Annotated in this window: 16 protein-coding genes; 8 read left to right on the top strand and 8 right to left on the bottom strand. The window is 57.1% G+C overall.

Annotation, left to right across the window (positions count from 1 at the left end; translation table 11 throughout):
• The first annotated feature begins 27 nt into the window (after positions 1-27).
• The 7 genes from phnE (FY156_15800) (at position 28) to FY156_15770 (ending at position 6,650) form a co-directional block, all read left to right on the top strand.
• Positions 28-1,014 carry a phosphonate ABC transporter, permease protein PhnE gene (gene phnE / locus FY156_15800; protein UXS03175.1) on the top strand — a complete coding sequence of 329 codons (987 nt, stop codon included), beginning with the start codon at positions 28-30 and terminating at the stop codon, positions 1,012-1,014.
• On the top strand, positions 1,014-2,363 hold the full coding sequence (gene phnE / locus FY156_15795; GenBank protein ID UXS02828.1) for a phosphonate ABC transporter, permease protein PhnE: 1,350 nt from the start codon (positions 1,014-1,016) through the stop codon (positions 2,361-2,363). The genes phnE (FY156_15800) and phnE (FY156_15795) overlap by 1 nt, the downstream gene beginning before the upstream one ends.
• Positions 2,364-2,490: 127 nt before the next feature.
• A complete protein-coding gene (locus FY156_15790) occupies positions 2,491-3,189 on the top strand; it encodes a DUF1045 domain-containing protein (GenBank protein ID UXS02827.1) in 699 nt (232 codons plus the stop codon).
• Positions 3,186-4,322, top strand: a complete 1,137-nt coding sequence (locus FY156_15785; protein ID UXS02826.1) for an alpha-D-ribose 1-methylphosphonate 5-triphosphate diphosphatase — start codon at positions 3,186-3,188, stop codon at positions 4,320-4,322. The genes FY156_15790 and FY156_15785 overlap by 4 nt, the downstream gene beginning before the upstream one ends.
• A gap of 47 nt (positions 4,323-4,369) precedes the next feature.
• Entirely contained in the window at positions 4,370-4,951 is a 582-nt protein-coding gene (gene phnN, locus FY156_15780) for a phosphonate metabolism protein/1,5-bisphosphokinase (PRPP-forming) PhnN (GenBank protein UXS03174.1), read from the top strand.
• 56 nt (positions 4,952-5,007) lie between these two features.
• Positions 5,008-6,048, top strand: a complete 1,041-nt coding sequence (locus FY156_15775) for an AraC family transcriptional regulator (GenBank protein ID UXS02825.1) — start codon at positions 5,008-5,010, stop codon at positions 6,046-6,048.
• 356 nt (positions 6,049-6,404) lie between these two features.
• Positions 6,405-6,650, top strand: a complete 246-nt coding sequence (locus FY156_15770) for a transcriptional regulator (protein ID UXS02824.1) — start codon at positions 6,405-6,407, stop codon at positions 6,648-6,650.
• Positions 6,651-6,940: 290 nt separating this feature from the next.
• On the opposite strand, the gene FY156_15765 is transcribed toward FY156_15770, so the two are convergent.
• The 8 genes from FY156_15765 to FY156_15730 form a co-directional block, all read right to left on the bottom strand.
• The gene (locus FY156_15765) at positions 6,941-7,930 is read right to left on the bottom strand and encodes an Ldh family oxidoreductase (protein ID UXS02823.1); all 990 of its coding nucleotides are present in this window, start codon (positions 7,928-7,930) and stop codon (positions 6,941-6,943) included.
• Between the two features lie 139 nt (positions 7,931-8,069).
• Positions 8,070-9,002, bottom strand: coding sequence for a TonB family protein (locus tag FY156_15760; GenBank protein ID UXS02822.1), 933 nt, complete (start codon positions 9,000-9,002; stop codon positions 8,070-8,072).
• Entirely contained in the window at positions 8,999-9,484 is a 486-nt protein-coding gene (gene exbD / locus FY156_15755) for a TonB system transport protein ExbD (GenBank protein ID UXS02821.1), read from the bottom strand. The genes FY156_15760 and exbD overlap by 4 nt, the downstream gene beginning before the upstream one ends.
• A 6-nt stretch (positions 9,485-9,490) precedes the next feature.
• Positions 9,491-10,660 (bottom strand): tonB-system energizer ExbB, encoded by a 1,170-nt coding sequence (exbB, locus tag FY156_15750; protein UXS02820.1) that lies wholly within the window; start codon positions 10,658-10,660, stop codon positions 9,491-9,493.
• Positions 10,661-10,852: 192 nt separating this feature from the next.
• A complete protein-coding gene (gene hutC / locus FY156_15745; GenBank protein ID UXS03173.1) occupies positions 10,853-11,590 on the bottom strand; it encodes a histidine utilization repressor in 738 nt (245 codons plus the stop codon).
• A gap of 34 nt (positions 11,591-11,624) precedes the next feature.
• Complete coding sequence (locus tag FY156_15740) at positions 11,625-12,410, bottom strand: ABC transporter ATP-binding protein (GenBank protein ID UXS02819.1); 786 nt, start codon at positions 12,408-12,410, stop codon at positions 11,625-11,627.
• Complete coding sequence (locus FY156_15735) at positions 12,410-13,183, bottom strand: ABC transporter permease (GenBank protein ID UXS02818.1); 774 nt, start codon at positions 13,181-13,183, stop codon at positions 12,410-12,412. Before FY156_15735 ends, FY156_15740 begins: the two co-directional genes overlap by 1 nt.
• A gap of 62 nt (positions 13,184-13,245) precedes the next feature.
• The gene (locus FY156_15730; protein ID UXS02817.1) at positions 13,246-14,187 is read right to left on the bottom strand and encodes an ABC transporter substrate-binding protein; all 942 of its coding nucleotides are present in this window, start codon (positions 14,185-14,187) and stop codon (positions 13,246-13,248) included.
• A 230-nt stretch (positions 14,188-14,417) separates the two neighbouring features.
• Here FY156_15730 and FY156_15725 point away from each other — a divergent pair, with 230 nt between their 5' ends.
• Positions 14,418-15,128 carry a DUF1275 domain-containing protein gene (locus FY156_15725; protein ID UXS02816.1) on the top strand — a complete coding sequence of 237 codons (711 nt, stop codon included), beginning with the start codon at positions 14,418-14,420 and terminating at the stop codon, positions 15,126-15,128.
• The last annotated feature ends 4 nt before the right edge of the window (positions 15,129-15,132 follow it).

Below are 15,132 nucleotides of genomic sequence, written 5' to 3'. Positions count from 1 at the left end.
GCCGCTTTTGCCAAGAAGGAAAGCGGTATGGCGACGACCCTGCAACATGGCGACCTGCAAAACGGGGGATTGAGCGCATCGTCCGCCACCGTGATGCGACATTATCAGCGGCAACTTGCCACCCGACGCATCTATACAATCATTTCTCTGGTGGTGTTTCTGATCATTCTCGGCGCATCCCTGAACTTTGCCAATGACGCCAATTCGGGCAAGTTTTTCGAACGCCTACCTTACTTTTTCGATTTCATGAAGACCTTCGTGCCGGACAGTCCGCTTGAAGTCTTTCGCGCCATGTTCGACCTGCCATCCCCTTATGCGGATGGATCGCTGAAATACGATTATACGGCGGATCGTGTCTATATCAGCGGCAGCTTCTACATTCCGCATTTCATCTACCAACTTATCATCACGCTCAATATTGCGCTGGTTTCAACCATCATCGGCACGGCTTTCGCTTTCGTGCTCTGCTTTTTTGCCTCCACCAACCTCGTCGGCGCGGGCCTCGTACGCTGGGTGGTTCGACGGACAATGGAAATCCTTCGTGCCTTCCCCGAAATCGTCATCGCGGGGCTGCTCACCGCCATCCTTTCGATCGGCCCTATTGCCGCGATCATCGCCATTTCCGTTCACACGATCGGCGCGCTCGGCAAGCTGTTCTTCGAGGTGGTCGAGAACGCCGACATGAAGCCGGATGAGGGATTGCGTGCGGCTGGCGCCAACTGGCTGGAGCGCGTTCGTTTCGCGATTGTGCCACAGGTGCTGCCGAACTTCGTTTCCTATGCGCTGCTGCGCGCCGAAATCAACGTGCGTGCTTCCACCATCATCGGCGCTGTCGGTGGTGGCGGCATCGGCGAGGTCTTCCGTCTTGCCATCGGCCGAGATCATGCCGCCAAGACCTATGCCATCATCCTTCTTCTGCTTGTGACGATCATTGCCGTGGATCAGTTTTCCGCCTGGCTTCGCCGCAGACTGATCGGACATCAATCCTTTGAATTCGGACGGGGAGCTGCCTGATGTCGTCCAGTTTCGTTCTCAACGCTGGCGAACGCGAGCGACTGACCTCTGCCCATCCGGAAGTTTTCAAGCGCAGCTTCATGCAACGCTACGGTCTTCTGACCGGTATAACAGTTGTCTTCGCCTATCTCGTCGCCTGCTTTTTCTTTTTCAATGTCGGCCCCACCTTCATGCAGGGTCGCTGGGACCGCGCTTCTACCTATATCCAGGACTGGTATTCGTGGCGGGCGCAGCCGCGCCTGCGTTTCGACGATGGTAAGGTGGTGCCGCAATGGTCGAGCCGTGGGCAGTACCCCGCCGATGCAAACATTAGCTGGCTGCAGCCGATGGCCAACGGTGGCTATAGCGTGAGCTATGGTGGAGAGGACAACCGCCTCGATATCACGCCAACACAGGTCGATGTATTCATCGATGGCAAAAGCTATCCGGTGTCCATCAATGACGATACGGCCCAGGCACCTTCGGATGCTCCTGCCGCAATCCAGCAGGACGGCAGCAAGGTCATCGTCCACTACGGCTTTGCCGGGCAGGCAGAAATCCGCACCAGCCAGGTTTATGTCCAGCGCCGGTTCCTCGGCTGGGCCAACTTCTGGTTCGACACACGCTCGGAGTTCTGGGGCAAGGGCTATGGCGAACTGGCTGCTCTGGCTCTCTGGGGCGAGAGACTTGATCCGGCGCGCTCTAACGTCGGCCATATGGTCGATGATTTTCTTGAAAACGGCGTCTGGCAGCATGCGGATATTCTGTCGAAACTGATGCAGACATTGGTCATGGCCTTTGTCGGCACTCTGTTCGGTACAGTCGTTGCCCTGCCGCTGGCTTTCATCGCCGCGCGCAACATCACCGCCAACAAAGCGGCGAACTGGGGCATGAAGCGGCTGTTCGATTTCCTACGTTCGATCGACATGCTGATCTGGGCGTTGTTCTTTACACGCAGCTTTGGCCCTGGACCAATCCCCGGGATCGCGGCGATCTTCTTCACCGACACCGGTGCGCTCGGAAAGGTCTATGCGGAAGCGCTGGAAAATGTCGACGACAAGCAGCGCGAAGGCGTCAAATCCGTTGGCGCATCGCCGCTCGCCGTCAATCGCTTTGGCGTGTTGCCACAGGTTCTGCCGGTGTTCATTTCCCAGTCGCTGTATTTCTGGGAGAGCAACACGCGCTCAGCAACGATTATCGGTGCGGTTGGCGCGGGTGGTATCGGTCTGAAACTTCTTGAGGCCATGGGGACCAACGCCGACTGGGACAAGGTTGCTTACATGGTCTTGCTCATCCTGATGGTGGTTTTCGTGTTCGATAATATCTCGAATGCACTGCGGTCCAGACTGATCGGAAAACAGCACCACTGACGGCGATTTTTATCGCCTTCATCATCATTCTGTCATGGAAACAATTTACCCCGCATTCCTGACCTTGCGGGGAGCGGGCGAGTCACGCCAAATAGCTTTTCGCTCCCGGTTTCCATGACATTGAAGAGTGCTGAACGTGCGTTACGCCATCTATTTTTCCCCGGCTAAAGATCACCCGTTGACTGAAGCGGCGTCGCGCTGGCTGGGACGCGATGCGTTCTCCGGGACGTTGCATGACGACCATAGCGCCTTTGCCGACGTGACCGCGGAACCGCGGCGCTATGGCTTCCACGCCACCTTGAAAGCTCCGTTCGAGCTGTCGCAAAAATACAGCGAGGCTGACCTCCTCTCTGCGTTTGACGACTTTGCAGCAAACCAGTCGGCCTTCGACATCCCGCGTGTGGTGGTCGACGCGCTCGGACCTTTTTTCGCGCTTGTTCCCGACCGCACCTACCAACCGCTGCAGGACTTCGCCGCCGAGATCGTCGATCATTTCGACAGGTTCCGTGCTCCGCTTTCCGAAAGCGATATCGCACGCCGTCGGCCACAGAGCCTGACGGAAAGCCAGCGGCAAAATCTTTCTTTGTGGGGTTATCCCTATGTCATGGACGATTTCCGTTTTCACATGACGCTGACTGGTCGTGTCAATGACAGCGAGGCAACGGGCCTGCGCGATATCCTCACCAGCGAGTTCTCCGAATTTACAGACCGTCCGCTCAGCGTTTCCGGCATTGCCCTGTTCGCCGAAGAAACCCGTGGCGCTCCTTTTGCCGTCCATCGCTGGTTGCCGCTCGGCCATCAGCCAAAGAAAGATGCTACGCCATGACCGAACACGTTCTTTCCAACGCCCGAATCGTCCTGGAGGACGATGTTGTCTCGGGTTCCGTTCTCATCCGCGACGGGAAGATTGCGGATATCAGCGAGGGGCCATCGGCCCACGGTGAAGATTTTGGCGGTGACTTTCTGATCCCGGGACTGGTCGAGTTGCACACGGACCATCTGGAACAACATTATTCGCCGCGCCCTGGCGTCACCTGGGACAAGATCGCCGCCATTCAGGCGCATGATGCACAGGTCGCATCGTCTGGTATCACCACGGTTTTCGACTGCCTGCGGCTTGGCTCTGATGAAGACGGTGGTTTTAAAAAGGGCGAAATGCGCGAAATGGCCGATGCCATTGCAGCGGCGTCCGACCAGAACCGTCTGCGCGCCGATCACCTTCTGCACCTGCGCTGTGAAGTCGCCTCTTCCGACGTCCTTGACCATTTCGAGGATTTCGAGACAGACCCGCGCGTGCGATTGATCTCGCTGATGGATCATTCTCCAGGACAGCGCCAGTTCCAGTCGATGGAACAGTACAGCTTCTATTATCAAAAGAAGCGCGGACTGAGCGATGATGCGTTCGCCGAATTCGTCAAGCGACGTGTCGCTGCCTCCGCCGCCTATTCCGCCAAGCATCGCGACTATCTGGCGGCAAACTGTGCGGAACGTGGCATAACCGTTGCCAGCCACGACGATGCGACTGAAGCACATGTCGGCGAAGCGATCGGGCACGGCGTAAAGCTTGCAGAATTTCCCACCAGCGTCGAAGCCGCACGTGCATCCCACAGCGCCGGCATGAGCGTCTTGATGGGCGCGCCGAATATCGTTCGCGGCAAGTCCCATTCCGGTAATATCGCTGCCCGCGATCTCGCTGAGCTTGGCGTTCTGGACGTTCTGTCGTCCGACTACGTGCCGTTCAGCCTGCTCTATGCGCCATTCCTGCTTGCCGATCAGGTGGAAGGCATCACCTTACCGCAAGCCTTGGCGATGGTGACGGCGACGCCAGCTCGGACGGTTGGTCTCGATGATCGCGGCCGCATCAAGACCGGCCTGCGGGCAGACCTCGTCAGAGTTCATCGCGACCACGGCGTTCCGGTCGTTCGTTCCGTTTGGCGCCAAGGCAGACGTGTCGCATGATGGAGGCAGATCGTAACGCGCGCACTCAGCATTCTGCATCCGGCGTCATGATCGTGGTTGTCGGTCCAAGCGGTGCCGGCAAAGACACGCTGATGGATTATGCCGCAAGACACCTTGCGGACAAGCCATGCTTCCATTTCACAAGACGCGTGATCACACGCAGCGGAGACGCAGGCGGCGAAAGCCACGACTCCGTTTCCACCGAGGAATTCGATCAGCGCCAGCAACAGGGCGCTTTTGCCGTCTACTGGCAGGCGCATGGATTGAAATACGGGATACCGGCAAGTGTCTACGATCATCTCGATGCGGGGAACGTGGTGATCGCCAATGGCTCCCGGTCCGCTTTGCCGCAATTCCAGACGGTTTTTCCCAAGCTCAAGGTGGTCAATGTCGTTGCAAGGCCGGATGTTCTGGCGAAACGGCTTGAGTTGCGTGGACGCGAAACCAAGGAGGATATCCTCAAGCGGCTGGAACGCAGCACACTCAGTGTGCTCGGCGATTTCGACGTCACGACAGTGGACAATAGCGGCACAATCGATGAGGCCGGTCAAACCATCATCACCGTCCTGAAGCAAAGCTATTCGACTTGTATGCGTGAAACTTTGCGCAGCACAGCGCTCGACAAATAATTATTCCCGGCTTAGCATCTGACGACAAATACTCAACATTATGCGCCAGACGACCGATGCCGGGAAAACATCTCAACGACGACATAACGGTCGTGGCTGGTCTCGCTGCCGGTGTGAGCGGTTATGCGCGATCGCGCGGTATTGATATCGTCCCCATCTGCGGGGCTCTGGGCATCGATCCCAACCAGTTCGGTAGTCTGACCGAACGCATAAGTCTCGACAAGCTTTGCCGTCTTCTGGAAACCTGTGCGGTGATTTCCGCTGACGACGCTTTTGGCCTGCAATGTGCGTCTGTGTTTCCGGCCGGGGCTTCAGGGGCTTTCGGGTATGGCCTGATAAGTGCTCCAGACGTGCGGTCGTTTCTGCAATTTCTTCAAGATCACGTTTATTACGCAACCAATACCAGCCATTTCACGATGACGATGGATGAGCACCACACGTCGTTGTCATGGACGTTTGCCCCGGTTATTGCCAGACGTGACCAATATGTGGATCTGGCGTTAGGTATTCTTTTTGAGCGGCTGCGCGATATTCTGGCTGAGCGGATCAACCAGATTGAAATTGGCCTGGAACGGCCAAAACCGCAGAATATCCAACTGTTTAAAGATCGGCTGACCCGGCGGATAGGTTTTTCACAGGCGATCAACACGCTGCGTGTGCCAGCCGCATTGCTCGATATTGCCAATCCGCATGCCGATACTCGCCTGTTCGAGTTGATGAACTTGCAATGCCGAATGCTGCGGCCGGAAACATCGGTGGAAGCCACCCAGTTTATCGATCAGGTGAAACGCTACCTGCAAATGCGGCTTACCGACGCGGAACTGTCGCTGACGGAGATTGCACCCTATTTCAATCTGTCAGAACGCAGCTTTCAGCGCAGGTTGACGGAACTTGGAACCAACCTCAACGAGATCAAGGACACGATCCGAAAAGATGCCGGCTACAGACTTCTCATTGAGAGCGATCTGCCGGTTTCCGATATTGGCTACAGGCTGGGATACTCTACCCCAGGCGCCTTTTCGCGCTCTGTTTCAAGATGGTTCGGCGCAACACCGACCGAGATCCGTAAGAGATATACATATCATTCCGCCGAATAAGGCGGTATTTTCGCAATTATATTTCCGATCAAAGAAGAAAACATCACCAAAAAATCCCGGAAAAACTCGAATTGCCCCAAAATGTAACAACAAAACCATGACGTGTGGCATCTAAAGTTATTTCCTTCATTTTCGATATCGCTTAATAGCGGCCATCTTCCGGACCCGGCAACGGCGCCGCCTCCGGGGTTTTGACGGTGCAAACCGTTATTTTATGACCCAGGCCCAGATACAGACGAACCGACGGGAGCAGTTTCAGGCTTCTGACGACGGAGTGTTTTCTGTTGTTCGCGGGCGCAAAAGACAATGCCCGGTTCCCTTCAAAGAGCCGGTTCCCAAAAAAGAAAAGAACGAACATGTCTTCGCAAGTGCAGCATGGATACGATCATCCGTCCGAGATCGTCCTTTCCGATATGGAGCGAGAATATCTTGGGTTGATCGCTCAGGGACAGCATCCCTCCCGAATAGCGGCCACTACAGGACATGACGAAAAAGACATCAGGGATGTTTTGGACGGCGCACGCGCAAAGCTTGGCGCCGCCAACCTTCTCAATGCGGTCAGTACCGCGCTGCTGCGCGGCCTGATTGACCGCGATATCTGACGTTCGCGCAATTCGTCCCCTTTGCGTGAACGTGAAAACTGCTTGATGACTTGATGCGTCATGATCCTGTCGCCCAGAGCCACGGAAAAAGCACGGAACTGGCACTGACGCTCTCAGACAGTTTGTTTTGAGCATCAGGCGCCCAGGGATCTGCACTCAACTTTTCGGTGTTGAGCTCTGGAACGAATGGATGGCGGACCAGAAAATGGCCAGGAAATGATTTCCTGTCTGCGTCGAGGCGCGAGCGGTTTAACCCGGCGGATCTTTTTGATCCGCCGGGCTTTCTTTTTTCAAAGTGCCTGTATTTCCGCGAGGATATCGCTGTCGATCGAAATGCCGCTTTCCAGCGAATTGCGGCGTATACCCTGGCTTCTTCGTCCAGGCAGCCGGACATTCTCCTGGCTTTCAATTTCTCCGACAATCGTGGCCAACCTGTCAGTGAAAAGAGCCGTACCGGTAGAGGATGGGTCGATTGCGATGATGGTGTGGCCAAGCGATGGGGGATTGCCCTTGTCGTCGAACAGCGAGGACGCCTCAAAAGCGAAGTTACCGCCTGTCAGGGCTGCGGCCATGATCTCGACCATCAAGGCAAGCGCGGCGCCTTTCGCCTCGCCGGCTGGCGCCATGGTTCCGGCCATTGCCTCTTCGGCATCAGTGGTTGGACGACCGTTGCGATCGAAGGCCCAGTCGCCGGGAATGGTCTCGCCCTTTTGACGGGCCGCCATGATCTTTCCACGTGCAACCTTGGACAAGGCGAGATCGATCACCAGCGGATCGGCATCCTTGACGGGCGTCGCAAAAGCGATCGGGTTCGTCCCGTAAAGAGGTTTCGTCCCACCCCACGGTGCCATGGAAGCCGGTGCATTGGCAAACATCAGGGCAACCAGGCCCATTTCGGCAAAACGCTCCACCGTCAGCGCCATGACCCCCGCATGATGCGAGCGACCGATGGCCGCCAGCGCGATGCCCTGTTGTCGTGCGATTTCCGGCAATTCGCCAACGGTCAGATCAATCGCCGGATAGGCGTAACCATAACCGGCGTCGACAGCGAGAACGCCCGGTCTTGTCCGCTCGAAGGAAGGACGCACCTTGCCATCGACTTTGCCGGACCGGGCCTGTTTTACATAGGCAGGAATGCGACGAAACCCGTGACCGCCCTGTCCAGCGGCCTCGGAGGCAACGAGTGCGCGCGCGACCGAGCGTGCATTTTCAGGCAAAACGCCGTTGCGCTCGAAGATGGAGGATACAAAATCCTCCGCCTCTGCAATGGATAGTTTCATGTGTGGGATGCCTTGTTTCTGGGAGACGACAAGACCTACACCATCAAGACAATGAGCGAAATCCATTTCGACGCCGGAGACGGGCGGGGACGTCGATATTGTCGACACAAAAAAGGCCGGGCGAGCCCGGCCATTTTGCTTATCGAATGCTGATCGGCACCGTGACTGTCTTACCCGCATCTGGCGGAGGCGCCGGCACTGGCGAAGCGTTCTGAACCCATGCAGCAATCTGTTGGTCGATCGAGGAGTCACCGGTCGACTGTATGACGCTCACACCACTGATGGAGCCTGCATCATTCACACGAAAACGCACGAGAGCTGTCATCGATCCGCCTCTCAGCGAACGCGGCTTACGACGTTCAATGTGCGAACGGACCCGCGCACCCCATTTTGCAGGAGAGACGTTGGAAGACGAAAACAGTCCGCCGGTATTGCGAGATGCAGCCGTTCTGTCCGACTGTTGCGCTTCGGCTTTCGCGGTTTCCCGCAGTTGCGATGCCTGCTGCGGCTTCGGACGCTCGCGCTCGACCTTCTTCTTCTCTACCGGCTCTTTCTTTTCGACCTTCTTTTCCACCGGCGGCGGCGGAGGTCGCATGACTGGCAGGGGCACCTCGACATTCTCGAGTGCCGCCATCATTTCTTCCTGCACCGGATCGATCTCTTCGACAGGTTCCGGAATCTCCTCGGGCTCGGCTACTTCTTCTTCGACCGGTTCAGGCGGTGTCACCGGCTCTGGCGGCGGGGTTTCAGCAACCGGCTCAGGTGGCGGCGGTGGGGGCTCTTCAGGAGTAACCTCTTCCACCGGCTGACTGTTGTCGGTTTTCACCTCTTCAGCGTCTTCCGTGTCCTGTGCCTGGGTGGTTTCTTCGGTATTCACCGCTTCAGGAATGGCAGCCATTTCGATCATGATTGCAGCGGGCGGAGAACCGTCCGACTCCGGCTCAACGGGCTCCAGCATCAAGTAATATGCGAAACCGGCGTGGACACCGAACATAACCAGCGCCGCGACGGTCCACAGCGCCAATTCCCCGATACGGGAATGCTTGGACTGCGGGTAACCGTTTTCGGTCATGGTGCTGTTCCCTGCGTGGTGGGCGCCGGTGGTTGAGCTGCGGCGGGAGCTTGCGAAGCGGCAGCGGCGCCCTCCAAACCAACAAGCGCGATCTTGAGGTACCCGGCGTCGCGAAGAAGGTTCATGATTTCCATGAAATGCCCGTAATCCACCGCCTTGTCGGCCCGCAGGAAGATACGCGTGTCTTTCTTGCCACCTGTCTGCTGGTCTATGGCAGCCGCCAGGGCTTCACGCGCCACAGGATCGTTACCCAGATTGAGAGACAGATCATCCTTGACGGTGAGATAAAGCGGTTCATCCGGGCGTTCGGCCGGCTTGGCGGTCGATGCAGGCAGATCAACATTCACATCCACGGTCGCCAAAGGTGCGGCAACCATGAAGATGATGAGCAGAACCAGCATGACGTCGATGAACGGCGTAACGTTGATCTCATGGTTTTCGGAGAGGTCGTCTCCGCTGTTTTCGCGAATGCCGCCAGCCATGACCGATCACCGTCCGACCAGAGATACAGCGGGCTTGCTGCTGCTGCCAGGCGGAATGCGACGGAAATCGAGATCACGGCTGACAAGACGCTCCACGCCTGCTGCAGCATCCGCCAGCAAATGGCGATAGCCAGTGATCGAGCGAGCGAAGACGTTGTAGATAACAACAGCGGGAATAGCCGCAACCAGACCGATGGCGGTTGCGAGCAGCGCTTCAGCAATACCGGGAGCGACAACGGCAAGGTTGGTCGTCTGCGTTTCGGAAATGCTAATGAACGAATTCATGATGCCCCAGACTGTACCGAACAAACCGACAAACGGAGCGGTGGAGCCAATCGTTGCCAGAACGCCCGTTCCACGCGCCATACGGCGACCGGCATGGGTTTCGATGCGTGACAGCGCAGACGAGACGCGCTCTTTGATGCCGCCACCATCGGTATGATCAACAACGGCGTCCGAGAGGTGCATCTCGTGGCTGGCCATGCGCAGCATGAGCGCAGCAGGACCGCCTCTTTTCTCGACGGCTTCCGTTGCCTCGACCAGCGACTTGGCTTTACGGATCACCTTGAGCGTCTTGCCGGCGCGAACACGTGCGCCAGCAAGCTCGATCGACTTGGCGACCCAAACGGTCCACGTCACAAGCGAGGCGAAGGCAAGTCCGATCATCACACCCTTGACGACCCAATCGGCGGCCATGAACATGCCCCATGGCGACAGGTTATGCGGAATGTCTGCACGCTGTGCCGGGTCGGCAATAGGCTCCAGCACCGTCGAGTTCTCAGTGGCGGCTGCAGGTGCCGTTGTCTCGCCTTGCGGCTGCGGAGCGACAGTTTCATTGGTCGGCGCGGGAGCGGAGGGCGCTGGCTCACCTGGCGCAGCAGCCGGAGGCTGCGTCGCCTCAACGGGTGGCTGCGTCTGCTGTGCTACCGGTGCTGGCGTTTGCGTCGGCGCCGGAGTTACCGGTGTAGCGGTTGGTGCCTGGTTGGCCGCAGGCGCCTGCGTGGCTGGGTTCGTCTGCTGCGGGGCAGTTTCTGTCGACGTTCCGGGCACAGCCTGCGCAAAAACCGAACCAGCGTGAAGGCCGGTCAGCAACGCGATCACTGCAACTTTTGCGATGCGCCGCTCTCTGGTTGCCGTTTTGGTGAGCGCGGAGGAAGTGGAGGTCTGAACTGACATGAATTTTATCCCGGATTTCCGTCGATGAACCCATCCGAAAATTTGGCCAGTTTTTCAAAACCGGGTCATAACGGATGACGTCGTGCATGCACGATGTTCCGATAATAAACATGAGTTCTTTTGACAACTATTATATTGCCAAAAGCGCAACCGTAAACTGATCTTTACAAAAAAGTGACCACTATTGCTCTTTCAAGTCTTCTGGGACGGAGAAAATTGGGCAACTAGTGTATGCCGCTCGCCAGGATATGTGACTTGAACATGGGTTATGTATTCCGACCCATGCCATGTACGACGCTGAATGACAAGACAGGCAGCCCCGGCTGGAATATCAAGTGCGGCGGCGCTGCGCCGGTCAATAGCGACAGCGCTTATCCGATGTTCAGCCGCGCTCCATGGCACCATTTTCAAAAGCCAGGTTCCAGGCCCGATCTCGGAAAAATCGGCAAACTCCGTTTCCGGAACTGCGCTTATATTGATGACGCGCTCTTCCAGACAAAACGGAACGCCACCGGCAAAATGCGTACAGGTCAATTCGACGACAGGCGCACCGACAGGTAACTCCATCGCCAGCCTGTCCTTCTCATCAGCAGTGCGAAGCAGGCGTTTATCCAGCCTGTAACCGTAAGTCAGACCGAGCGCATCTACTTCACGCTCTATATCGTGGATTTCAAGCACGGCAGACTGCACCTGCGGCTGCTTGACGAATGTCCCGAGACGACGACGACGCTCGATAAGCCCACGCTGTACGAGTTCGCCCAATGCCTTGTTCACCGTCATGCGTGAACAATCATATTGGCGCGTGATCTCGTGTTCGAAAGGAATGCGATGACCGGGTGGCCATTCGCCGGTCACAATCCGGCGCTCGACATCATTGCGTATGCGCTCGTGCAACGACTTTTCCTGAAGACCGGCCTTTGCGCTCACCATTCCCATGGTCTTTCCTCCAAGCCCGATACGTCAGCTATCCATGCGCTGCCGCAGCAATGGCTTCACCGCGGATTTCCTCGGTCAGCACGGCGCGCAACTGAGAAAACTCAGGGCTTGCCTTGATGGTGTAGTGGCGTGGATGAGGCAGGTTGACCGGCGTGATGGACTTGATACGACCGGGACGCGCCGACATCGTGACGACGCGCGACGCCATGAAGACGGCCTCCTCGATGTCGTGGGTCACAAAGATGACGGTTTTCTGCTCACGCTCCCAAATGCCGAGCAGAAGCTCCTGCATCAAACCTCGTGTCTGGTTGTCGAGAGCACCGAATGGCTCGTCGAGAAGCAGTATCTTCGGGCCGTTCGCCAGCGCACGGGCAATGGCGGTGCGCTGCTGCATACCGCCCGAAAGCTGTTTAGGCCAATGGTTCTCAAACCCGCGCAAACCGACCTTGTCGATGTAGCTATCGACGATCTCCCATTTTTCCTTTTCGGCGACGCCGCGCTCCCTCAAACCGAAAGCAACGTTCTCACGCACCGTCAACCAAGGAAAAAGCGTGTAGGACTGGAAGACCATGCCGCGATCGGCGCCTGGGCCTTTCACTTCCTGACCGGACAACAGAACCTTGCCCGTCGTGGGTCGATCCAGCCCGGCGATGATGCGCAGCAGGGTCGACTTGCCGCACCCTGACGGGCCAAGGATCGTGACAAAGTCGTTGCGGGGGATGTCCAGATCCGTCGGCTGCAGCGCAAGGGTGGGCTGACCGCCACGGACGCCGGGGAATGTGCGGCTGACGCCTTTGACGACGAGTTCACTCATCAGGCGAGCCTCCATGCAAAAAGCTTCCGGTTCAAGAACTTGAAAGCGAAATCCGAAATCAGCCCGATGATGCCAATGACGATGATGCCAAAGATAATCTGGCCCGTCGCCATCAACGCCTGGCTGTTGATAATCATGTAACCGATACCGGAGGACGCACCGATCAGTTCCGCGACAATCACGTAGGTCCAGGCCCAGCCCAGCACGAGGCGGAGAATTTCTGCAATATCGGGCGCATTTGCCGGAATGAGAACACGGCGCACCACGCCTCTGTCTCTGGCACCAAGCGTATAGGCGGCCTCGACCAGATCGCGCCTTGTCCCTGCAACGGCCACGGACACCATCAGCACGATCTGGAATACGGCACCGATAAAAATCACCAGCAGTTTCTGCATCTCGCCAATCCCTGCCCACAGGATCAGAAGCGGGACGAAAGCAGAGGCAGGCAGATAGCGCGCAAAAGAAACAAACGGTTCAAGCAGGGCTTCAACCGGTTTGTAGGCTCCCATGGCGATGCCAAGCGGCACAGCCACAAGCGAGGCCATGACAAATCCACCGACGACACGCCAGACTGTCATGCCGATATCGGCCGCGAACCCCTGATCCGTCAGCAGGTATATGCCATCCTTCAGCATGGTGATCGGATCGGCAAGGAAGGTGGGGGACACAAAACCACCCAAGGTCGCGATGCCCCAGGCGAGGAAAAACAGCACGAAGAACAGGATGCCGAGGCTTATCCTCGCTCCGTTTCCGATCGGTTGAAGAGGGTGCATATTGGCGCCTAGCTAAAGACGGGCGCGGTGCTTTTCGCCACCGCGCCCTTGATGCTGATGCTTTACTTGATGAAAGACGTGTCCGCGAGGGTAGAGATATCCGGCTTCGACTTGATCACACCGATCTCCAGCAGGAGGTCTGCCGCTTTCTCCGAGAAGGTCTTGAACTCGCCTTCGAAGAATTTCTGGTTGGCGGCCTTGTCCTGCCACTCCAGGAACTTCGCCGAACCGGCGAAGGCCTCGCCGGACTGCTTTACGTCCGCCCCCATCGTCTCATAGGACTTCTGCGGATCGGCCTTGATGAGTTCAAGGGCCTCGAAATAGCTGTTGGCCAGTGCCTTGGCTGCTTCGGGGTTTTCCTTCAGGAAAGCCGGTGTGCATCCGAACGTATCCATCACCGCCGGATAATCGAGCGTCGTGGCTATGATCTCTCCCTGATCCGGCGCAGCGCGAACAGTGGAGAGATACGGCTCATACGTCATGGCGGCATCATTCTGACCGGCGACAAACGCCTGTGCCGCCGGACCCGGCTCAAGATTGACGACCTTGACGTCTTTCAGCGTCAGACCATTTTCCTTGAGTATCCAGGCGAGGAAGAAATAGGGAGATGTGCCTGGTGCGGATGCGGCGACAGTTTTGCCCTTGAGATCAGCGATCTTGGACACGTCGCTACGAACCACCATGCCATCGGCACCGTGCGACTTGTCCATCTGGAAGATCTGCGTGGACTTCACACCGTTGGCATTCCAGGCAACCCACGTCTCAACGGTTGTTGCGGCACACTGAATATCGCCGGATGCCAATGCGAGGTGGCGGCTGGCTTGCGGTATTTTCTTGATATCGACCTTGAGCCCATTCTTCTCAAAGATGCCCGCTGCCTTGGCAAGTGTCAGCGGCGCGAAACCCGTCCAGCCCGACATACCGATTGAGACAGACGTTTCCGCATGCGCGGCAGTGGACGAAAGCAGCACTACGGCTGCGGCAAACACCCGATTTTTCCTCATTACGAAGTCCCCTGTTGCTTTATTTTTGAGCGATATTTTTAAACGCCTTATTTGAGGCATGGTAGGGGTGGTTTTCTCACTTGTCTAGACAAAATAAATCGCACCGAGCGTTGAGATATTGTTGCCGTATCGGCACCAGACGCCCTACAAATAAGCGCCTTCATCATTTTTCTTTGCCTATTTCCGCTGACCGGGCCCAACAACCCTCTTTATCGATGTCGAGCTTTTCCATGACCAGACAGAGACGTCGCAACATCATCAGAACCAGGCGTACCGGAACGGGTATTGCGCTGGTCGCCGCCATATCGTTTATCGCCGGAATGACCGACGCCATCGGGCTTCGTATTTCCGGTGACTTCGTGTCGTTCATGACGGGCAACACAACACGGGCGGCTGTCTCAGCCGGTATAGGCGCCTATGGCCACGCTGCGAAACTGCTGCTTGCGGTTATCGCCTTCATCGCCGGCAATGCGGGCGGCATTATCATTGCGCACAGCTTCGCCCGCCGCCTGTTTGCGGTCTTGTTTGCGGTCGGCTCTCTGATCGCGATCGCCGCTTTGCTTGGCGGAGAGGACACAGCAGCCATACAGTTTTACCTGATCGTTTTTGCCATGGGCATGGTCAACGCCGCTGTCGAACACATTGAGGGCCTGCCAATCGGCCTCACCTATGTGACGGGTGCCCTTTCTCGCTTTGGCCGAGGTATTGGCCGTTTCATACTTGGTGACCGCAGCTTTGACTGGAATATCCAGATCGTGCCGTGGCTCGGCATGGTGATTGGGGCTCTCTGCGGTGCGATCCTGGGCGGCGCTCTGCAATCCGCCGCATTATGGGTTGTCACTACGGCGATCTACGCCACGGCCGCCGCAACCCTCTTTCTTCCTCGGTCACTTCGGGACCGCTACAATCAACGGGTAACGATCAAGCGCATGCCGTCTTGAGGAT

Source organism: Agrobacterium tumefaciens, assembly GCA_025559845.1.
Taxonomy (GTDB): Bacteria; Pseudomonadota; Alphaproteobacteria; order Rhizobiales; family Rhizobiaceae; genus Agrobacterium.
This window is presented reverse-complemented; position numbering and strand designations above follow the sequence as displayed.